Origin of the sequence: Gluconobacter roseus NBRC 3990 (assembly GCF_006538885.1) — a bacterium.
In the GTDB taxonomy this organism is placed as follows: domain Bacteria; phylum Pseudomonadota; class Alphaproteobacteria; order Acetobacterales; family Acetobacteraceae; genus Gluconobacter; species Gluconobacter roseus.
In genome coordinates this window covers 188,880-209,465 of sequence record NZ_BJLY01000003.1, presented here as the reverse complement: position 1 = coordinate 209,465, position 20,586 = coordinate 188,880, and the positions used below count along the sequence as shown (strand labels likewise).

The following is a 20,586-nucleotide window of genomic DNA, read 5'->3' as shown; positions in this document are numbered from 1 at the left end:
GGGGTGATCAGGCGATTTCGAACAGCGCCTCGACTTCGACCGGCGCGTTCACGGGCAGGCTCGGTACGCCGATCGTGGAGCGGGCATGACGGCCGGCATCACCGAAAACCTCGACGGCCAGATCGGACGCGCCGTTCATGACAGTGGCCTGATCGGTGAACTCGGGCGTGCAGGCGATGAAGCCACCCAGACGGACAACGCGGGTGATGCGGGAAAGATCACCGTCCAGTGCAGCCTTGGCCTGGGCCAGCACATTGATCAGGCAGGCGCGGGCACAGGCCACACCGGCATGAACCGAAACCTCGTCCCCGAGCTTGCCGGTGATCAGCAGCTTGCCATCCACCAGCGGAAGCTGACCGGAGACGATGAGCTGGTTTCCGGTGCGGACGGTCGTGACGTAATTTGCAACCGGAGCGGCTGCGACCGGCAGCGTGATTTCAAGGTCGGCGAGGCGTGAGTCGGGGGTTGCGGTCATGGCAGGTCTCCGGTTGGGGCGCCCGAAGCGGGCATCTGATGGGACCGCATGTTGAAACGGGAACGCCGTGATGCCAAGGGGCAAGACCGCATCGGCGGATCAGGTCGGCAGGCTGTCGTCCCCCGCTAGACTCCGGCGGCTGCGTTCGAGTTCCTCAGCATAGCGGCGCAGGGCATGCTGTTCGGTCAGGGTTCCGATCACCTGCCGCGACTGCGGATCCTCGACCACGACCAAGGCGTCGGCCTCGGCTTTTTCGAACAGTTCGATGGCCTCGCGGATGTTCATATGCGGCGTGAGCATGGCGTTGCGGAACAGTGCCAGCGTTCCGATCGGTGTCTGCGACGCCGGGACGGCATGCAGCTCTGCCAGTTGGACCATGCCATCATAATGTCCGTCCCCATCAAGCAGGACGATCCGCTGGGCCGAGCCAAGCGGGAACAGGGCCTGCGCGCGGTTTACAGGCGTTTCTGCCGGAAGGGTGCGGACCTGCCCGCGCATCATCCGGCGGACATTGAGCGAGCGCATCCAGCCGATATCGACGGCGGAGCGGATCGACTCACCGCGCAGATGGAAGCGCCAGGTCGCGAAACTGTAGCCGAACAACCGCCGCACGGTCAGGAGCGACAGCACCGCGGCTACGAGAGTGGCCCCGCTCATGGAGACGCTGCCGGTCAGTTCCAGCATCAGGCAGATCATGGTCATAGGGCTGCCGATCACGGCCACAGCCATCGCACTCATGCCGACCAGCGCACAGGCCGTGACGGAATCCGGCGCAACACCCAGCGGTTCCAGAAGCGTGCCGTAGATCGTGCCCGCCAGTGAGCCGAGATAGAGCGATGCGAAAAACAGCCCCCCGCGAAACCCGGACCCGATACACAGGCAGGATGCCAGAGCCTTCAGAAGCAGCAAGACAACAGCCATCTGCGCGGTGACGTTTCCGGCGAAGACAGCGCGCATCGCCTCATGCCCGGCGGAGAGGACGGACGGATGCAGCGTCGCCAGCCCGCCCACGATCAGACCGCCAACCGCAGGCCGCAGCCAGACAGGACCGGGCATCTTACGAAACAGCGCCTCGGTCTGGGTGACGCAGAACATCAGGCCGATCGCGGTCAGGGCAGTCAGGACACTAATGATGACCGCTCCGGCCGTCCCTTCCCAGGACAGGGTGCCTGGCGATGGAATAACGATGCCCGGCGGGACACTCCCCAGCGAGCGCGTCACACCCACGCCCGCCAGCGCGGCAACCGCCACAGGGGACAGGCTTCCCAGAGAATAGGAACCGATCACCAGTTCGAACGCATAGAACGCGCCGGCGACCGGCGCATCGAACGCCGCCCCGATCGCAGCCCCCGCTCCGGCCCCTACCAGCACGCGCAGATCCTCACGCCGCACGCGGAAGGAGCGCCCAATCCGCGAACCGAAAGCCGCAGCAATCTGGGTAAAGCCGGCTTCAAGCCCGATGGAACCGCCGACCCCGTTGGACAGAACCGTCTGGCAGACGATGACCAGACTGTCCCGCACCGACATGCGCCCGCCATGCAGTGCATTGGCCTCGATGGGGTCCACGGGACTGCGGGGCATGATTTTTGCGATCATGACGCCGAACAGTCCAATCGCCAGCCCGCCACCGGTCAGCACAGCTATCGTACGAAGCGGTGGCAGGGTAGTCAGCCCGGACAGATGCCCCCCGGACATGCCGGAGACGCCAAAAAGCAGCCGGTGCATGAAGAAGGTCAGATGGGTGACCACAAAAACGCACAGACCCGACAGAATCCCGACGAATCCCGCCAGAACACTCAGCCAGATCTCGTTTCCACGCACCAGGGTTCGCAGATTCGACGGCGCATGGGGGAACAGACGCGCCTGAAAGCGGTTCATCCGCTGGCGCAGGACGCGGGACCTGTCCTGAAAACGGCCGGAAGAGCCGTCAGGAGATGCGGGCGAAGGGGCGGGACTGGTGGACAAGCGGGCTCCCGGGCGGCAGGTGTGATCCTGTTTGACGGCAAGCGCGTCGGCGATCAACAGCTGTCATGGAAGGATCATTGATGAAACTGCATGTCATCGAACGCGGCGAAGGCCCGGAAACGGTCGTCTTCCTGCACGGGCTGTTCGGACGAGCCCGGAACCTCGGCTTCCTCCAGCGCGGCGCGGCTGCCGATTTCCGGACTCTTGCGCTGGATCTGCGCAACCATGGCAACAGTCCGCACGGCCCCGTCAGCTATGCGCTCATGGCGCAGGACGTGCTGGAAACGCTGGATGATCTGGGAGTCGAGCGCTTTGCCGTCGTGGGGCATTCCATGGGCGGGAAGGTCGGAATGATGCTGGCCCTTGCTGCTCCCGAGCGCGTCACGAAGCTGCTTGTTGCGGATATCGCACCAGCCCGGACAGGGCATGGACATGGCGAGATGATCGCCCGACTGGGTGCCCTGACATTTCCGTCAGTTCTGGAGCGGCGGGAAGGGCTGGATCTTCTGGAGCCGGTCGTCGGCAACAGGGCCGTCGCGGAACTCCTGCTGCAGAACATCCGGCTGGGCGAAGCTCCGGGCTGGAGCATCGGGTTTGATGACCTTGCCCGTGACATCCACGCGATCGAAAACTGGCCGAATCTGCAGATTGCACCCTACGAAGGGCCCGTTCTTTTCCTTCGTGGTGGCGAGTCGCCCTATGTCAGGCCAGAACATCACGATCAGATTCGCGCGCTCTTCCCCCATGCGCTGATCCGGACCCTGCCCGGGGCCGGACACTGGCTGCATGCCGAGCAGCCCCGTCCGTTTCTTCGGGAAATGATGGAATTCCTGCGCGCTCCCGCCTGAAGCAGGACGTTACGAAATCAGACCAGATCAATAGGTGACAGTTTTACATGCCTCATATCATTACGATTAAGCAACGTACTGAAAGTCTAATATATTAATTTTTTGATAATTTAATAAAACTCAATTAAAATTAAAGTAAAAGTTTTACTTTTCTGAAAAATTAACGACTACAACATCAATGCCGGAACGGCGCATGCAATAAACTTCATCAGGATTACGCGGATGTACGCTCTACTGTTCTCCGAGCCTTTGGTAAATCGCTCTGAAATGCGTGTCTTTACACGCGAGAAGATCTATTCTTCCGCGCTGGCCCGAGGTGCAGCCCACGGCGATAAAGAAACTATTCGGGCGATGATGATCGGGTGGTGGCCTTTTATTCAGGCTTTCGAGCGCGCTATTGACGTGCGCGTCGGCCATCTTCCCATCAAGCCGCTCGTCCAGCGTTTTGGCCAGACGCGCATCAAGACTTTCTTTTCGGAAGCCCGTGAAGCCGTCCGCGAAATGAAGGAAGAGGAAGGTTCACACGCCATCCTGTGGGCAGACGGAGCAAAGGAATTCGGCCTCGACCTGTTCGGAACCCACTATGATACACTTCCGAGCGTCCAGAAGCTGATTGCCAATGCCGACAGCGAAGATCCTGTGATCTTCTTCTCCTGGCTGGCCGCTGTGGAATATATCGCTGAAGAACTGGCCGCCTATCTGTGCCATGCGCCGAAGTTCACCAGTCTGTTTGCCAAGAAGCACTGGACCTGGGGTCTGGCCCATGACGAGCACGAACATGATGGTCCGTCCCATCTGGAAATCGACGAGGACCTGGCCCGCGCCTATTATCCGTCCAACGATCCGGACATCACGCGTGCGGCTCTGACGGCCAATATGCGCGAATGCATTGAAATGTTTGAAAAAGCGAGCTTTGAGATTTACGGCACCGTGCCCGAAATGGCACATTAACGAAACCTTAATCCTTTATAGGCTATCTCCGTGCCCGGTGTGCCATAACCGACGCGCGGAGATGTTGCCCGCAACAAATTCGTCCGCCGCAAAGAAAAACTTCATAAACTCCTGTCATCGTGGCACCCTCCTCCTCTATTGGGAAGGTTCATGATGCCCCTGCCTGTCTCGCTGGATCCTGTTTTCGCTTTCCGGTCATGCTCGGCATAATGACTGCCATGCTGAACCTGCTGAAACGGATACGGTTAACCCGGCTCTTTCCCTTCCGGGCGGATATTCCGCCGGGCGCGGAAGAAGGAGTCCGCCTTTCACGCTGCAGGGTGCTGCGTGGCCTGAACTTCTTCCATTTCGTTCCCCAAATCAGTTGCGGTCCCGTCGCCGGCCTCTGCCTGATGAGGAACTATCCGACCTACGGCATGGTCCTGTGCGGATCCGTCCTGTTTCTGCTTCTGGTCTACAACATCTGCTTTTACGCAATCCCGACCGAGAAGCTCGTCGACACCCGACAGTCATGGATCCTCAAGGGTCTCAATATCGCGTTCGCCCTGTGCTGGATCACGCTGCCTCCAATCGTATTTCCATATGGAGATGCCAATGACAGGGTCCTTGTTGCAGGGATCATGGTTGGACTGACGGCAACGACCATCACTCTGATGCCATTGACCGGGCTGGGAGAAATCATTGCGTTCATGCTGATTTTTTCCTGTTGCGACGCCCTGTTCCAAGCATGGCAAATCGACCACGGATCATTCTATTTCTACATCGCCATCGAACTGGCGGTTTATCTGTTCTTCGTCCTGTCCCTGACAATGGCGGTCCGAACGCTGTTTACGGCATTTCTCATCAGCAGATCCTCACTGGAACAGCGCAACAGCATCGTGCAGCTGCTGCTCTGGAATGCGGATGATGATACCGGCGACTGGCTCTGGGAGACCTGCACATCCGGAACATTGAAAAATGTTTCAGCCAGTCTGGCCTCCGCCTTCGGCAACAGCCGGGAATGGCTGGAAAACCGGGTTTTCTTTGACATCCTGTCCGATCTGGCCGGATCGTCTGCATTTGATGGGGACGAGCGGACCGGGCTTGGCCGCCTGCGCCAGTGCCTCGACAACCGGATCTTCTTCCGTGACATCGTGGTCTCCGGGACGCTGCATGGCCAGCAGCGTTTCTGGTCTCTGAGCGGTCGCCCGGTCTTTCAGGACCGGAGCTTCATCGGATATCGCGGTGTCGGAACGGACGTGACCCAGACGCACTGGGCCCAGGAGAGTGCCTCCTTCAGAGCAAGGCATGACCTGCTGACCGGCCTGCCAAACCGCGGCGCGTTCCTCGATGACATGGAAACCTATCTCATCGAAGCTGAACGCACAGGCGAAGCTTTTGCGCTGCTCAACCTTGATCTGGACGGCTTCAAGCAGATCAATGACCGGTATGGCCATTCCGCCGGTGACGAGATGCTGCGGAAAGTCACGGTCGTCCTGAGCCGCACGCTGAGTGAACGCCACAGGCTCTACCGGTTCGGTGGTGACGAGTTCATGCTGCTTGAGCGTCAGACCACGCCAGCCCAGGCATCCACCACGGCTACGGGACTGATCCATGCGCTGACGAATGTCCCCATCCGGATTGGCGAAGGCGTACGCTGCGCGGTCGGGCTGAGCGTGGGAATCATCCTCTCCGTCGGCGGATCGGAGCGTGTCGGAAGCCTGCTGGAAGCCAGCGATCTGGCGCTTTACGAGGCCAAGAGTCTCGGTGGTCATACGCACCGTTTCTACAATCCGGAACTGCGTACCGTGGCCAAGCGGAATCGCGACCTGATCCGCGCGTTCCCCGATGCCCTTGAAAAGGGAGATCTGGGCATTGTCTATCAGCCCTTCTTCAACACCCAGAGCCAGAAGCTCTGCGGATTCGAAGCACTGATCCGCTGGTCGCATCCCGAATATGGCCGTGTGCCGCCTGAACGGATCATCCAGTTGGCTGAAGAAGCCGGACCGATCCACAGACTGGGCGTTTATGTCATGGAGCGGGCCTGCCTGTTTGCCCGCGAATGGGAGCCGGGCCTGGTTCTTTCGATCAATGTTTCGGTCGGCCAACTTGAAGCCCCCGCCTTCCTCAAAGACACGTTCCGGATTCTGGAAAAGACCGGCTTCCCGGCCCGCTGCCTTCAGATCGAGATGACCGAAAACATCTTCATGGAGCCGGATGCTGCGACATTCACGCTGCTGAGCCGTCTGCAGAGTGCGGGGATTTCCATCGCACTCGATGATTTCGGCAAAGGCTTCTCGTCGCTTGGGTATCTGCGGTTCTTTCCGTTCTCCAAGATCAAGCTGGACGGCCTTTTCGTTCGCGACATGCTCCGGGAATCCCGGGCCGCCTCGATCGTCCGGGCCGTGGTCGATCTGTCCATTGATCTGGGCGTGGCCGTTACGGCGGAGGGTGTGGAAAGCCAGGAACAGCTCTCCTACCTCAAGCGCCTCGGCTGCACGGAAGTGCAGGGCTATCTGCTGTCCCGCCCCCTTTCTCCAGAAGACACCCGCCGATTCATGGCCATGCCGCCGGTCCTGCTGGAGGAATCATCCTGAGATAGAAGCCGGGCCTCAGGCGGTTAGCGGATTAGGAGCCGTTTTCTTCCCTTCCTCCGCCACGCGCCAGCAATACCAGGCGAGTGTCGAACGATAGGGCGAAAAACGGGCTGTCTCTTCTTTCAGAGCCTTTGGTTTGGGCGGAAGCTCCAGCCCTTTGATCCTGCGCCAGCCTTCCCGGACTCCAAAATCATCGACCGGCATGACATCGGGGCGGTTGAGCGTGAACATCAGTAGCATTTCCACGGTCCAGCGCCCGATGCCCCTCAACATGACGAGGCGCGCGATCAGGTCCTCGTCCGTCATAGATGCTGCTTCAGACCGGGTGGGTACGGTGCCATCCAGCCGGGCCTGCGCCACACCGCGCATGGCCAGAAGCTTGCTGCCCGAAAGTCCACAGGCACGCAGGCTTTCCTCGGACAGGCTCAGGAGCCGTGCGGGAGACGGTGGCGGCCCGTCCATGTTTTCCTGCTCGCCGAGAAGGCACAGACGGCCGAAGATTTTCCGGGCTGCCGCGCCATGAAGCTGCTGCCCGGCGATGGCCCGCAGAAGGGCATCGTAGGGTTCCTGCCCGTTATCACCACGTAGCGTGCACGGGCCGATACGGGCGATGACGGCAGCAAGATCGGGATCTGCGGCGAGGAGTGTTGCAGAATCAGCCATTAGGGACGAGCCTTTCCGGAAGTTAAGGTTTGCGTGACTCTTTGTGTCTTTCGTGGGTCGCTCATTACTGCCATGATACGCCAATACAGACGTCCACCCCCAGCCCCGGATAACCAGCCTGCCGGATGACAACCCCGACCGCCCTGGTGCAAAAGGTCTGGCGATGATGCGACGCCGCCTTCTCTTCGCCGACCGGCCGTTCCCTGCCCGGTCCTTTCCAGACGGGCCGTCCCGCATATGAGCGGAACGACCGCTGTCACGTCAGGAAAGCCGCAGAAACGCGAGCCCCAGCTCTTCGCCCCCTCGGCGCGGATCGTTCCCGCACGTCCACAGCATGCGCCCGCTGGCACCCGCGAACGCCTGAGAGATTACGTCCCGCCATCGGTTGCGGTCCGGCCGGTGCTGACGCCGATGATGCGTCCGCAGACCATCGTCGAGAACGGCCCCACGGTTCCGTTCATTTTCTCCGCAGGCCTGCACGCGGCTATTCTGGCCTTCCTCCTGATGCAGCATCACGGCATGCATGGCTCGCCGGCCGGGCAGGAACAGCCTCAGGTCGAAATGGTTTTCGACGCGCCGCCATCAAAAAGCAGCATGCGCGGTCCCCGGGCACGCGAGGAAGGGGGCGCTCCGCCACCGCCATCTGCACAGAGTCCGCAGGAGACACAGGAAAACCAGCAGCAGCCGGAGAAGGAACAGTCCACGCCGACCCCGGCCGTCCCGACGCCGGAGACGCCGTCTGCGCCTGATGTCCCGCAGGAACCGTCCGCAGAGCTACCCAAGACGGCACCGACGCCAGCCCCCGTGACGCCGGGCGCGGCCCCCAGCCAGCGCAGCCAGCAGACGTCGCCGCACGCCCATCGTGCCCAGCGCTCCGTTCGCTCCGACCGGAACAATCCGTTCGCGCATCCGATGGATCTGTCGTTCGGCGAACAGCCCTCGCCCTATCGTCGCCATCGTGGCCGCGCTTCCGGCTCCGGCGGTCCGATCGACATGTCCCTTGGGCCGCTCAGCCTGAACGGCGCCATCAATGCGCCGTACCAGACACGCACCAGCGTCAAGGGCGTCAGCGAGGATTACGGCGGGGAGATCGACCGCTGGATCCGGGCGCATATGTACTATCCGGAAGAGGCCGCCCGCGCCGGAGAGGATGGTCCGTCCTCGGTGCATGTGGTGCTGGACCGTTCGGGCCGTGTGAAATCAGTCCGGCTGATGAGTCAGTCCGGGTCCTATTCGCTGGACGCCGCGACAACCGGCATGTTCCAGGGCGCCCATCTGCCACCGGTTCCGCCGGACATGAAGGGCGACCATTTCGATATTGATGTGACGATCAACTACATCCTGATCCGCCGGTAAAAACGGGAGCGGCTTCGACATCGGAGCCGCAATCCCATACAGTCCGCCGGGTCACTGTCCTGTTACCGGAACGCCGATGCGCCGCCTCTGTTCGACCCTGCTGCCTCTTTGCTTTCCCCTGGCCCTGGGGGGATGTTTCAGTCTCTCGCGGCCCTTCGCCGATCCGGGGCAGCAGGCCAGGTATCTGACGGTCGCCAATCTTCCCCCGGCCCGTCTTGCCGTTCCGACACCCACGGATTCCCTGCTGTCGGACGATGCCGCCGCACTCTGGGCGCATGACATGGCGCAGGCCATGGTCGGACAATCCGTTCCCGCCATCGCCCAGCCCCGCAAGAAAGGGGACTGGTGGCTGAAGATGAGTGCCGCTACCCATGGCGGTGCGGTTGTTCCCCATTACGTCATCATGACGCCGGAAGGGAAAGTCCGGGCGGAAACGGATGGCCCTGCCGTGGACATGGCAGGCTGGAGCGCGGGTGATAAAACTGCCCTTCAGGGGGCTGCCGTTCAGGAGGCACCACAACTGGCGGGGCTTCTCACGGGGATTCAGGCCAACATGATGCAGCAGGACCCGCACAGCCTTATGAACCGGCCTGCGAAGATCTGCTTCAAAGGTGTTACCGGAGCACCCGGTGACGGGAATGTTGCGCTCGCACGTGCCTTTTATGCGTCACTTCCGGACAAGACCAATACGGTAACAACGACCGAAAAAGGCGCGGATTTCATCGTCCGCGGCACGGTCGCTCTCAAGACGGGTGCAGCGGGCAACACCGGCCATCCGGTCGATCATATCGAAATCGTCTGGCATGTCCTGACCCCGGACGGAAAAGAAGCGGGCGCTGCCACCCAGCTCCACGATATCGTACCGCATTCGCTGGACGGAGCATGGGGCGATACCGCCGACATGGCCGCTGACGAAGCCGCTCAGGGTGTGCGGACCATCGTCACCAATTTTTCGGGCCGCGAGCACAAGCCCCTGCCGGATGGTAAAGCTGCTCCCAGGAAAGCTGCCTGAAGACATCAGCGAACCTGTAAGAAACATCGGTTTGTAACTATTTGTATCTTTTGGTAGCCTCACCTGTTACAGAACTCCGGCTTTTCCCATCCGGAGTTTCTGATGCGTCTTTCGTTCCGCCCGCTGTTGCCCGGCCTGGCCCTCTGCGCCGGCCTTACCCCTGTCGTTTCCGCCTTTGCAGACCCGGTCCCCGTCATTGCCGTGAACCGTGAGATCGGCCTTTCAATGACAGGTACGTTCCGCAACAGCGTCAGCGGGGTCAACACCCGCACGATGGAAACTGGCGGTTCGGGCCACTCTGCCTTCAGCGAAGACTTTGCGAGCTCTTCACGCTACCGCACCATCGGCTGGACCCCAGGCTTTCAGGCGGACGCCTCGGTCATGTTCAACGCCTTCGGAATCGAAAACCTGTACGGTGCGCTTCATTTCTCGCTTGAAGACGGGCAGAGAAACTACAAATCACGTTATCGCACCTATTCCAGCACCTCCGCTCCATACGGATTTTCAGTGGGAGGAAACGACAGCTCGAACGGGACAGACAATCGTGGAGAAATCGGCAAAGGCTTCCTGCTGTTTTCCAGCCGCTTTCTGCTGACCCCATTCATCCAGGGCGGATATGTCACGAGCGGCGCTGATGGAGATTTCGGCTACGGGTCCGGGTCTTACTTCGCCGGTGCCGGCCTGAAAGCCGATTACGCCCTCACATCCCGCCTCGTCCTGCGTGGACGGTTCGGATGGGCGGAAGTCCTCAATTCCGGCGTTTCCTACAACAACCAGCCGCGTCCTTTGTGGGAGGGCGGTCTTGGCATGGACTACCGCATGACCCGGCGCCTCCATCTGACGGCAGGAGGGGATTATTCCTATATATCCTATGGTCGTGACCGGAATATCGGATCCAGCAGCGCATGGGGAACGGCCTATTCCTACTCTTACACCTCAAGCGCCCTGAGCAACGGTCTGAAGCTGCATGCGGGTCTGGCCTGGCAGTTCTGAAGCCAATCGGGCGAAGGGTGTCCGGTCGGCATGTCATGCAGACACTGGCCGACTGGTACGCATAAAGAATGAGGCAGGATGGATGACAGGGGGGCTTTGCGCTGTTAGAAGGCCAGCAACTTCCCTGTCGGACACCGGACGAGGCCGTTTTTCATGAAGATCGTAGCCTGCAACAGTAACCTGCCGCTGGCCCGTGCGGTCGCCCATGAACTGCGGATGCCGCTGTGCAAGACCGTAGTCAAACGCTTTGCCGATGGCGAAGTGTTCGTCGAGATCCAGGAAAATGTCCGCGGTGAGGACGTCTTCGTCGTGCAAAGCACCTGCATGCCGACGAATGACCATCTCATGGAACTGCTGGTGATGTTGGACGCACTGCGTCGCGGTTCCGCACGGCGTGTCACGGCTGTCATGCCGTATTTCGGCTATGCCCGGCAGGATCGCAAATCCGGTCCGCGTACTCCGATCAGCGCCAAGCTGGTGGCAAACCTGCTGACCGAAGCCGGTGCGAACCGCATCCTGACGATGGATCTGCATGCCATGCAGATCCAGGGCTTCTTCGATATTCCGACCGACAACCTCTATGCCGCGCCCCTCTTCGTGCGCGACCTCAAGACGCGCCTGCCGGACCGTGAGCTCATCATTGTCTCGCCGGATGTGGGCGGTGTGGTCCGTGCGCGTCAGCTCGCGCAGCGCCTGAATGTGGATCTCGCCATCATCGACAAGCGCCGCGAACGCGCAGGTGTTTCAGAAGTCATGAACGTCATCGGTGACGTCGCCGGCCGCTACTGCGTTCTGGTGGACGACATCATCGACAGTGGCGGATCGCTGTGCAACGCGGCCAATGCCCTCATGGCCCGCGGTGCGGAAGGTGTCGAGGCCTATGTCACTCACGGCGTTCTGACTGGTAATGCCTGCCAGCGCGTGAAAGACAGTCCGCTGAACATGCTGACGCTGACTGACAGCATTCCGGCGACCGAGGCCCTCCTCGAGACCCCGAACATCCGCCAGATCACGACAGCCAACCTCCTCGCCCGGGCCATGAGCGCCGTTGCCGATGAAAGCTCAGTCTCCTCTCTCTTCGACTGATTTTTCACGGTTCGCTGCGCGGTCCAGCCTTCGTGAACGGACTTTCCCATGTCGCAGATTGCCCCCAAGCCCTACTGGTATCTCCGTCATGGTGAAACCGACTGGAACCGTCAGGGGCTGGCGCAGGGTCGGACCGACATTCCGCTTAACGAAACCGGTCTGACGCAGGCCGCACGGGCCGGAAACACACTGGCCGAACTGTTCCAGAACGGGCAACGTCCTTTCGACCGGATCATATCGTCTCCCCTGAGCCGCGCCTTTGTGACCGCCACCCATACCCGCGATGCCATCCGTGACCTTGCGGGCGTGGCGCTTCCTTTCCGCGTGGATGAGGATCTGGCCGAAGTCTGTTTCGGCGTTCAGGAAGGCACGCTGATGGGAGACTGGTACGAGCCCTGGATCGAGCAGGGCCACCTTCTGGAAGGAGGCGAAAGCTTCCATACCCTGACGCAGCGCGCTGTCACGGCCATCAACCGTGAGCTCGAAGCCGGAGGCACGCCTCTTTTTGTAGCGCACGGCGCCCTGTTCAGGGGACTGCGTGCGGGAATGGCACTCCCCGTCAATGTCCGCCTTCCCAACGCTGTTCCGATGTATCTCGAACCGGGCGAAAACGGCTGGACCATCCACACGCCACCCCTGATCTGAAGACGCTTCAGCAGGGCTTGTGCGATGGGTCGCGGAAACTGCAGAACTCCCTCTTGTGAAGCTCTGCCAAGCCGGTTACGGCTTGAGGCAATTTGATTTACAAGCGGAATATCATCATGTCCTCACTGCGCCTTCTGGCGGCCCTGACTGCGTTCAGCGGTCTGGTCTCTCCCGCGCTTGCCCAGACCCAGCCCATGCCGCTGCCCATGCCGGCTCCAGTCCCGGAACCGCAGGACCGTCCCTTCCCGGGCAGCCTGACGGTTTCGGTCGATGCGACGGATACGGTCCATCACGTCATGTCCATCCATGAGACGGTTCCGGTGCCAAAAGAGGCGCAGCAGAAGGGCGAGATGGTCCTTCTGTACCCAATGTGGATCCCCGGCGACCATTCCCCGACAGGCGTCATCGAACAGTTCGCCAGCCTGCATGTGCAGAGCGGGGGCCGCACACTGAACTGGAAGCGCGATACGGTTAATGTCGCCGCCTTCCACATCCCGGTCTCCGCCAGCACGCCGAGTTTGGATCTGCATTTCCAGCTTATGACCCCGATTGCACCGGGTATGGGCCGGATCGTCATGACACCATCCATCGTCAACGTGCAGTGGGATCAGGTTTCACTCTACCCGGCCGGGTATTTCACCCGCGACATTACGGTGCAGCCCTCCGTGCGGGTACCGCATGGCTGGCAGATCGGCTCGGCCCTCCGTGCTGCCACCTATGGCGACGAGACGCATTTCAACGCCACGACCTTCAATACGCTCGTGGACTCCCCGATCTATGCCGGGCGCTATTTCCGCAAGTTCGACCTGACCGGCCCGGACCATGTTCCGGTTTCGCTGGATGTCGTAGCGGACGATCCGGACTCACTGGACGCCACGCCCCAGCAAGTTGCGGCCCATCAGAACCTTGTGCGTCAGGCCACGTCCCTGTTCGGCTCGCATCACTATGACCACTACGACTTCCTGCTGGCCCTGACGGAAGAACTCGGCGGCATCGGCCTTGAGCATCACCAGTCCAGCGAGAACAGCGCGGCTCCGGGCTATTTCACGGAATGGGACAAGACGTTTCCCACGCGTGACCTGCTGGCGCATGAATACACCCATTCCTGGAACGGAAAGTATCGCCGCCCGGCCGATATGTGGGCCCCGAACTTCAATACGCCACAGCGTGGCTCCCTGCTCTGGGTCTACGAAGGACAGACGCAGTACTGGGGCAATGTTCTGGCTGCACGTTCGGGCCTCGTGACCAAGGATCAGGGCTTCGAGGCCCTGGCCTATATGGCGGCGTCCTATGACAACCAGACGGGCCGTCAGTGGCGTCCGCTGGAAGATACGACGAATGATCCGGTCATCGCCCAGCGTGCCCCGCTTTCATGGCGTGACTGGCAGCGTTCGGAAGACTATTACGTCGAAGGCCAGCTCGTCTGGCTGGATGCCGATGCGCTGATCCGCAAGCTGTCGGACGGTCACAAGTCTCTGGATGATTTCGCAAAAGCCTTCTTCGGCACGAACAGCGGCAGCTTCGTCGTCAGCCCCTATCAGTTCGACGATGTGGTTGCGACGCTCAACAGCGTACAGCCTTATGACTGGGCGAAGTTCCTGCACGACCGTCTGGACACGATCCAGCCGCACGCTCCGCTCGATGGCCTGACCAATGGTGGATACAAGCTGGTCTACACGTCCAAGCCAACCTCCTTCGTCAAGGCCAGCGAAGCCGCCCGCCATGCTACGGATCTGTCCTTCTCCCTCGGTCTGATGGTGAACGGCGCCGGGCATGTGGGACGTGAGCACTGGATGAGCCCGGCCTTCAAGGCAGGCGTGGTTCCAGGCATGACGATCCTGGCCGTCAACGACATGAGCTTCACGCCGCAGCGTCTGCTCCATGCTGTCACGGACGCGCAGAAGGATCCGAAGCAGGACATCCGCCTGATCGTGAAGTCCGGCGACCATGTCAGCACGGTCTCCATTCCCTATCATGACGGTCTGCGTTACCCGCATCTGGAGCGCATCGAAGGCACGCCGGATCGTCTGAGCGCGATTTACGCACCGCGTCCGTAAGGGCGCGTTTCCCGGGGCTCCGCCCCGGAACCCCGCAAAGGGACGCGGTCTCTTTGATCTCGATTCCAATTAAACGGTTTCCAAAGGCCCCCGGCCTTTGGCGGGTTTCAGGGCAGAGCCCTGAGCACCCTCACCAGGGCAGCAGCGATTTCCCGAGCGACTTCTGTGCCGCCGGGGTCATGCCCATGTCATTACGGTTCCACCAGCCGCCACCCAGAGCCTGAAACAGCCCCACGCTGTCGGAGAAGCGCGCGCCTTCGGCCTGCACATAGGCCAGACGGGCCTGCGCATCCGTCTGCTGCGCCTGAAGCATGACCAGTTCGCTGACATCGCCAAGACGAAGCTGTCCCTGTGCGATCTTCAGGCTCTGCGACGTGGCTTTCAGAGTGGCCTCACTGGCCGTCATTGCATCTGCATCGAAGGTGACGGCATGCAGACTGTCCGCCACGTCCTGAATCGCGGACAGGACGGTGGCCTTGTACGTCTCATTGGCCTGAAGCAGGTTGTCACGCGCCTGACGCTCGGCATGCAGGAGCGAACCACCCTGGAAGATCGGCTGCATGACGGTCGCGGCAATCGTCCAGTTGCCAAACCCCGGCTTGAAGAAATCACTCATCACCCCGACCGCCTGCGCCGGCGTGGCGCTGAGCTGGACATTCGGCAGACGGTTGGCGATGGCCACGCCGATCTGTGCGCTGGCCGACTGGATCTGCGCCTGAGCAGCGCGGATGTCAGGCCGCTGGTTCAGCAGGTCCGAGGGTAGCGAGACGGGAAGCGTCTTCGGGAGGGTGAACTGCTCCAGCCGGAACTCGGGCAGTGGCGTGTTGGGGGTCACGCCGACCAGAACAGCCATCTGGTCCCGCGTCTGGGCCAGTTGCAGCTCAAGGCCGGGCAACGTGCCTTCCAGCTGGGCCACGGATGCCATTTGCTGGGTCATGTCCTGCCGCGACGCATTGCCGATCCCCTGCTCGGCCGTCACCGTTTTCAGGACGCTGCGCTGGCTGCGGATGAGCTCGTGGGTGGCGTCGATCTCGGCGCGGATCGTGGCTTCCTCGATCGTCGCATTCACGAGATCGGAAATCATCGTCAGTGCGGTGGCCTCAAGCTGGAACTTCTGCAGATCCGCCTGCGCCCCGGCCGCCTCGATCGCCCTGCGCGTACCGCCCCACAGATCCGGCACATAGCCGATGTTCAGCTGCGCGGTATGGACGTTGTACAGCCAGACATTGGCGTTCGGAATCGGCGAGTAGACGCGCGATGTCTTGTTGCGTGTCGGGTTGAACGAGGCGGAGAGCGTCGGATACAGCCCCGCCCCTTCGATCCGGCGCTGTTCCCAGGCGGATTTCAGCCCCTGCTGCATGGCGCGCAGGGACTGGTTGTTCGCGAGCGCCTGATCGACCAGCGCATTCAGGTTTGGATTGCCAAACACCATCCACCACTGGCCCGGAATATCCACGCCGGACTGGAACTGCTGGGGCACGGAAGCCCCGGTCGTGCCATGCCCGGAGGTCGGTTTCAGCGGCGTGCCCTGATAGGCCATGTTTTTCGGCATGTCCGGACGATGGAAATCCGGACCGACCGCACAGGCCGAAAGCGCAGTCAGGCCCAGCAGGACCGCAGCCCGGCGGAAGGGAACATCACGCAGCATCATGATCCTGTTCCCTCGGTGGAAGGTTTCGGGTGCTTCTTCGCATCCCGGCGTTCAACCCACATTTCAAGCTCGCTGAAATAGACCGGCAGCGCGAACAGCGTCAGCAGCGTGGCAATGCCCAGACCGCCCACTACGACCGTTGCCAGACCGCGCTGCACGTCCGTGCCCACGCCCGTGGCGAGCGCTGCGGGGAACATGCCTGCTGTTGCGACCGTGGCCGTCATCAGGACCGGGCGGAAGCGTTCGGCCGCACCGGCGATGGTCGCATCGCGCACGCCCAGACCTTCCACACGATGGCGGTTGATGCTGGCGATCATGATGATGCCGTTCTGCACCGCCACACCGAACAGCGCGATGAAGCCCACGGCGGTCGCGATGTTCAGCGTCTCACCCCGGACATGCAGCGCGATCAGGCCACCCAGCGTCGCCAGTGGCACGACGCTGAGGATCAGCAGGGCCTGACGGATCTTGCGGAACTCGGCGAACAGCAGCACCAGCATGACGGCGAACATCACGCCCAGCGCAATCATCAGGCGCTTCTGGGCCCGTTCTTCCTGCTGGAAGGAGCCGGCCCATTCGAGCGTGTATTTTTCCTTGTCGTAATGCAGCTGCTGGTCGATGCGGCCCTGTGCATCTGCCAGATACTGCGAGAGCGGCCGCTTGCCGTTGTCCACGCGGATGGTGATCTGGCGATGGCTCATCTCATGGGCGATGTTGCTCTCGCCCATATGCAGTCCGACATGCGCGACCTGAGACAGCGGGATATAGGCCCCTTCCGCATCCAGAAGCGGAATCTGCGACAGGGCCTGCATGTCCTGCAGATCCTTGCGACGGATATGCAGCGTCGCGTTGTAGAAGCGGTCATCCACATAGACGGTCGTGATGGGCGCATCGCCGATGGCGTTCGACACCACGTCGGAAATATCCGAGATGTTGATGCCGTAACGCGCCGCGGCCAGACGGTCGGCCACCACGTCGATCTGCGGGATGCGCGGCTCCTGGAAGATCGACGCCTCGGCCGTTCCCGGAACCTGATGGAGAATGTCCACGATCTGCTGGCCGATGCGGCGCAGTTCCTGGAAATCATTGCCATAGACGCGCAGGACGAGCGGGCTGTGCGCACCGCCGACCAGATCGCTCATATTATCCTGGATCGGCTGGCTGATGCCGAAATCAATGCCCGGAATCCGGGAAAGACGCTCGCGCAGACGTTCGACGAACTGCGCCTTTGTCTCGCCGGACGGCCACTGGTCATAGGGCTTGAGCCCAACCGGCATTTCGATATGCGACGGCGTCCACGGATCGGTGCCGTCATCCGAGCGGCCAAGCTGCGTGATGGCGTAGGATGTTTCGGGGAACTCACGGACGGCATGGCGCAGTTCGTTGGCGATGGACTCGCCCTTTTCCAGCGAAATGCCTGTCGGCATCTGCACCTGAAGCCAGAGCGACCCCTCGTCCAGATCGGGAAGGAACTCACGGCCAATCGTCGCGCCCAGGATCACGACCGCGACCATGGCCGCAGCACCGGCACCATAGGCGATCAGCGGGCGGTCGATGAAATGGCCGAGCCAGTGCGTATAACGCGCATGCAGCCATTCCAGTGGACGGTTGTGCCAGATGTGCTTGGGTTTGCGTAGCGCTAGATAGGTCAGGGCCGGAATAAGCGTCAGGGCGCAGAGCAACGCGCCCAGCAGCGCGAAGCTGACGGTATAGGCCATCGGGCGGAAGAGCTTGCCCTCGCTGCCCTCGAAGGCGAAGAGCGGGCTGTAGGCCACGATGATAACGAGCGTGGACGAGAAAATCGCCCGCCCGGCCCGCTGGGCGACGGGCAGGACTTCGGACGGAACAAGCTCCTCGGTCGGGCGCTCCTCGCGGATACGAAGGATCGTCTCCGTAATGACGATGGCACCGTCCACGATCACGCCGAAATCGATGGCACCGAGCGAGAACAGGTTCGCCGACATGCCGAAGCTATGCATCAGCACAAACACCACCGACAGCGCGAGCGGGATCGTCACCGCCGTGACGATGGCGCTGCGGGGGCTGCCGAGAAACAGGGTCAGGATCACGCCGACGAGGAGAATACCCTCGATCATCGTTTCCGTGACCTTGTGGGTCGTGGACAGGACCAGATGGTCACGGTCCATATACGGCACAATGCGGACATGGCTCGGCGCGAGCTGCTGCTGGAGCTTGGCCACCGTCTCGTGCAGGCCGTCGAGCACGAGCGAGGGGTTTTCCCCGCTCAGCATCGTCACCACGCCTTCGATGGTATCCGGATTCTTGTCCTTGCCCAGAATGCCCTGACGGACCTGATGCCCGAACTGGACCTGTCCCAGATCCCTGACGAAGACCGGCACGCCGCCATGGCTGGCGACGACGATATTGCCCATGTCGTCCAGCGTATGGATCATGCCGATCCCGCGGATGATGTAGGACTGCTCGCCCCGGCTGACGCGGCCGCCACCGGCATTGACGTTGCTGTTGCGGATGGCCGTCAGCACGTCCTCAAGGCCCACGTGGTAGCGCATCAGGGAGGCCGGATCGAGAACGAGCTGGTACTCGCGCGTCAGACCGCCGAAATTGTCCACACTGACGACGCCGGGCACGTGCTGGATCGCCGGGATGATGGTCCAGCGCTGGAGATCGGACAGTTCCAGCAGGTTCTTGTCGTCGGATTCCAGCGTGTAGCGGTAGATCTCGCCGCTCGGTCCTGAAATCGGCCCGAGCGACGGCATGGCGCCGTTGCTCAGCGGATTATTGGCAAGCTGCGTTTCAACAAGCTGACGGGCCGCGTAGACATTCGTGCCTTCGCGGAAGATCAGCGTGATCAGCGACAGGCCGAAGGTGCTGGTGGAGCGGCTGTCCGTCACACCCGGAACGCTGGCCAGCGTCCGCTCAAGCGGGATCGTGACCTGCTGCTCCATTTCCTCGGCGGCCAGACCCTCCTGCTGCGTCGTGATCGACACGCTGACCGCACCCAGATCCGGATAGGCCTCGACCGGCAGGATCTTCCAGGAAAGACCACCGAGAAGCGCCAGGATCAGGGCGGAAAAGAAAACGATGTTCCGGTGGTTGAAGCACCAGGAGATGAAACGTTCGATCATCAGCTCAGGGCCACCGGATCAGTCATCATTCAGAAGGATGGCACCGCTCGTCACGATGCGTTCACCGGCAGAAAGCCCTTTGAGCACACGGACACTGTCGCCCTCATCATAGCTGATGACGATGTCGCGCCGCTGGAATGTGCGCGGTGCAGTTTCGACAAACACAGACACCTGATCGTTATTCATCAGAAGGGCGGTCTTGGGGATGATGACGTCACTGCCCTGCGGGACGTTCAGTGTCGCATCCACGAACATGCCCGGGCGCAGGGCTCCATCGGTATTCGGGCAGGCGATATAGGCATTGACCCGGCGCGTATCGGCGTGAAGGGCAGGATCGAAGCTGACGACCTGGCCGGAGCAGGTCCGCCCTGGGAATTCGTCGAAACTTACTGAAAGAACATTGCCGTCACTGATCTGTGCCAGACTGTCCTGCGGAATGGCAGCCGCGACCCACACTTCCGACAGGTCCAGAACCGTCATCTGGATGGCGGTCGGGTCGGTGATGTTCTCGCCCGGCGCCATGGTCGTCATGGACACGACACCATCCACCGGAGAGACAAGCGGGGCCTGTCCCTGCGCCGAATAACCCGGACGCGCACCAAGAACCTGGAGCCTGCGCTGCGTCCGCTCGGCTTCTGCCTGGGCCTGCGCCAGATCGTTGCGGGCGGATTCAATATCCTTGACGGCATTGCCACCAATCGCCTGCACGCCCTGCGCACGGGCATAGGCACGACGGGCGAAATCGAGCGTGGCGCGGGCACGGGTATCATCCGCCCAGGCCTGATCCAGATCACCGGCCGCAATCGTGGCGAGGACCTGTCCACGCTTGACCCGCTGGCCAAGATGAACGGAAACACCGGTGATCCGGCCCGTTACGGGCGCGTAGACATTCACCTGACGGTCCGGCTCCGTCATGACCTGCGCGGGCAGGGCAAGACCGTGACCACGGGACACGCTCGCAACGGCCTGTATGGTCAGGCGTTTTTCCAGCGGGCTGCCTTCACGGACGACAAGGCCGTCATGTGACTGGGTCACCATGGGGGACTCGGCCGTTGCAACGGAAGTGTGCGGGGTTCGCATCCGCAGGACGAAGACGAGAAGAATGGCCAGGCATAGCAGGCCTATGGCCAGCGCGCCGACGCGTGAAACGCGCATGCTGATAGAAAACCCCGTAATTCTGTCAGGACAGACGCCCCGTTTC

At 61.6% G+C, this 20,586-nt stretch carries 15 protein-coding genes; 9 read left to right on the top strand and 6 right to left on the bottom strand.

The features are described 5' to 3' along the window. Positions 1 to 7 precede the first annotated feature (7 nt). Positions 8 to 475 (bottom strand): RidA family protein, encoded by a 468-nt coding sequence (locus GRO01_RS08445; protein WP_011252523.1) that lies wholly within the window; start codon positions 473 to 475, stop codon positions 8 to 10. A gap of 99 nt (positions 476 to 574) precedes the next feature. Next, on the bottom strand, positions 575 to 2,353 hold the full coding sequence (locus GRO01_RS08440; protein ID WP_062510903.1) for a chloride channel protein: 1,779 nt from the start codon (positions 2,351 to 2,353) through the stop codon (positions 575 to 577). Positions 2,354 to 2,520: 167 nt separating this feature from the next. On the opposite strand from GRO01_RS08440, the gene GRO01_RS08435 reads away from it, so the two are divergent. The 3 genes from GRO01_RS08435 (at position 2,521) to GRO01_RS08425 (ending at position 6,815) form a co-directional block, all read left to right on the top strand. After that, positions 2,521 to 3,288 (top strand): alpha/beta fold hydrolase, encoded by a 768-nt coding sequence (locus tag GRO01_RS08435; protein WP_062510900.1) that lies wholly within the window; start codon positions 2,521 to 2,523, stop codon positions 3,286 to 3,288. 267 nt (positions 3,289 to 3,555) lie between these two features. Continuing rightward, the gene (locus GRO01_RS08430) at positions 3,556 to 4,239 is read left to right on the top strand and encodes a hypothetical protein (protein ID WP_231490417.1); all 684 of its coding nucleotides are present in this window, start codon (positions 3,556 to 3,558) and stop codon (positions 4,237 to 4,239) included. 392 nt (positions 4,240 to 4,631) lie between these two features. Further along, complete coding sequence (locus tag GRO01_RS08425) at positions 4,632 to 6,815, top strand: putative bifunctional diguanylate cyclase/phosphodiesterase (RefSeq protein ID WP_231490415.1); 2,184 nt, start codon at positions 4,632 to 4,634, stop codon at positions 6,813 to 6,815. Positions 6,816 to 6,830: 15 nt separating this feature from the next. Here GRO01_RS08425 and GRO01_RS08420 read toward each other — a convergent pair whose 3' ends face one another. Beyond that, on the bottom strand, positions 6,831 to 7,478 hold the full coding sequence (locus GRO01_RS08420; RefSeq protein ID WP_062510893.1) for a DNA-3-methyladenine glycosylase family protein: 648 nt from the start codon (positions 7,476 to 7,478) through the stop codon (positions 6,831 to 6,833). A gap of 237 nt (positions 7,479 to 7,715) precedes the next feature. On the opposite strand from GRO01_RS08420, the gene GRO01_RS08415 reads away from it, so the two are divergent. From GRO01_RS08415 to GRO01_RS08390, 6 genes are all read left to right on the top strand, one after another. Then, complete coding sequence (locus GRO01_RS08415) at positions 7,716 to 8,834, top strand: energy transducer TonB (RefSeq protein WP_062510891.1); 1,119 nt, start codon at positions 7,716 to 7,718, stop codon at positions 8,832 to 8,834. Between the two features lie 76 nt (positions 8,835 to 8,910). Then, the gene (locus GRO01_RS08410; RefSeq protein ID WP_062510889.1) at positions 8,911 to 9,846 is read left to right on the top strand and encodes a hypothetical protein; all 936 of its coding nucleotides are present in this window, start codon (positions 8,911 to 8,913) and stop codon (positions 9,844 to 9,846) included. Positions 9,847 to 9,948: 102 nt separating this feature from the next. Next, entirely contained in the window at positions 9,949 to 10,839 is an 891-nt protein-coding gene (locus tag GRO01_RS08405; protein ID WP_062510887.1) for a hypothetical protein, read from the top strand. A gap of 153 nt (positions 10,840 to 10,992) precedes the next feature. Then, complete coding sequence (locus GRO01_RS08400; RefSeq protein ID WP_062510885.1) at positions 10,993 to 11,925, top strand: ribose-phosphate pyrophosphokinase; 933 nt, start codon at positions 10,993 to 10,995, stop codon at positions 11,923 to 11,925. Positions 11,926 to 11,973: 48 nt separating this feature from the next. Then, the gene (locus tag GRO01_RS08395; protein WP_062510883.1) at positions 11,974 to 12,570 is read left to right on the top strand and encodes a histidine phosphatase family protein; all 597 of its coding nucleotides are present in this window, start codon (positions 11,974 to 11,976) and stop codon (positions 12,568 to 12,570) included. A gap of 116 nt (positions 12,571 to 12,686) precedes the next feature. Beyond that, positions 12,687 to 14,627: a M61 family metallopeptidase gene (locus tag GRO01_RS08390; protein WP_062510881.1), complete on the top strand. Its 1,941-nt coding sequence runs from the start codon at positions 12,687 to 12,689 to the stop codon at positions 14,625 to 14,627. Between the two features lie 130 nt (positions 14,628 to 14,757). Here GRO01_RS08390 and GRO01_RS08385 read toward each other — a convergent pair whose 3' ends face one another. Genes GRO01_RS08385 through GRO01_RS08375 form a run of 3 tightly spaced genes read right to left on the bottom strand, consistent with a single transcriptional unit; the run spans position 14,758 to position 20,540 of the window. Continuing rightward, a complete protein-coding gene (locus tag GRO01_RS08385; RefSeq protein WP_141306951.1) occupies positions 14,758 to 16,278 on the bottom strand; it encodes an efflux transporter outer membrane subunit in 1,521 nt (506 codons plus the stop codon). Continuing rightward, positions 16,275 to 19,385 carry an efflux RND transporter permease subunit gene (locus tag GRO01_RS08380; RefSeq protein ID WP_062510879.1) on the bottom strand — a complete coding sequence of 1,037 codons (3,111 nt, stop codon included), beginning with the start codon at positions 19,383 to 19,385 and terminating at the stop codon, positions 16,275 to 16,277. The genes GRO01_RS08385 and GRO01_RS08380 overlap by 4 nt, the downstream gene beginning before the upstream one ends. 18 nt (positions 19,386 to 19,403) lie before the next feature. Further along, entirely contained in the window at positions 19,404 to 20,540 is a 1,137-nt protein-coding gene (locus tag GRO01_RS08375) for an efflux RND transporter periplasmic adaptor subunit (protein WP_062510872.1), read from the bottom strand. Between the last annotated feature and the right edge of the window lie 46 nt (positions 20,541 to 20,586).

Excerpts from the sequence above, each read along its gene's own strand:
- GRO01_RS08380 (WP_062510879.1), bottom strand. The coding sequence starts at position 19,385 with ATGATCGAACGTTTCATCTCCTGGTGCTTCAACCACCGGAACATCGTT.
- GRO01_RS08430 (WP_231490417.1), top strand. The coding sequence starts at position 3,556 with ATGCGTGTCTTTACACGCGAGAAGATCTATTCTTCCGCGCTGGCCCGA.
- GRO01_RS08385 (WP_141306951.1), bottom strand. The coding sequence starts at position 16,278 with ATGATGCTGCGTGATGTTCCCTTCCGCCGGGCTGCGGTCCTGCTGGGC.
- GRO01_RS08400 (WP_062510885.1), top strand. The coding sequence starts at position 10,993 with ATGAAGATCGTAGCCTGCAACAGTAACCTGCCGCTGGCCCGTGCGGTC.
- GRO01_RS08405 (WP_062510887.1), top strand. The coding sequence starts at position 9,949 with ATGCGTCTTTCGTTCCGCCCGCTGTTGCCCGGCCTGGCCCTCTGCGCC.
- GRO01_RS08390 (WP_062510881.1), top strand. The coding sequence starts at position 12,687 with ATGTCCTCACTGCGCCTTCTGGCGGCCCTGACTGCGTTCAGCGGTCTG.
- GRO01_RS08395 (WP_062510883.1), top strand. The coding sequence starts at position 11,974 with ATGTCGCAGATTGCCCCCAAGCCCTACTGGTATCTCCGTCATGGTGAA.
- GRO01_RS08420 (WP_062510893.1), bottom strand. The coding sequence starts at position 7,478 with ATGGCTGATTCTGCAACACTCCTCGCCGCAGATCCCGATCTTGCTGCC.
- GRO01_RS08375 (WP_062510872.1), bottom strand. The coding sequence starts at position 20,540 with ATGCGCGTTTCACGCGTCGGCGCGCTGGCCATAGGCCTGCTATGCCTG.
- GRO01_RS08425 (WP_231490415.1), top strand. The coding sequence starts at position 4,632 with ATGAGGAACTATCCGACCTACGGCATGGTCCTGTGCGGATCCGTCCTG.
- GRO01_RS08440 (WP_062510903.1), bottom strand. The coding sequence starts at position 2,353 with ATGAACCGCTTTCAGGCGCGTCTGTTCCCCCATGCGCCGTCGAATCTG.
- GRO01_RS08435 (WP_062510900.1), top strand. The coding sequence starts at position 2,521 with ATGAAACTGCATGTCATCGAACGCGGCGAAGGCCCGGAAACGGTCGTC.
- GRO01_RS08445 (WP_011252523.1), bottom strand. The coding sequence starts at position 475 with ATGACCGCAACCCCCGACTCACGCCTCGCCGACCTTGAAATCACGCTG.
- GRO01_RS08410 (WP_062510889.1), top strand. The coding sequence starts at position 8,911 with ATGCGCCGCCTCTGTTCGACCCTGCTGCCTCTTTGCTTTCCCCTGGCC.
- GRO01_RS08415 (WP_062510891.1), top strand. The coding sequence starts at position 7,716 with ATGAGCGGAACGACCGCTGTCACGTCAGGAAAGCCGCAGAAACGCGAG.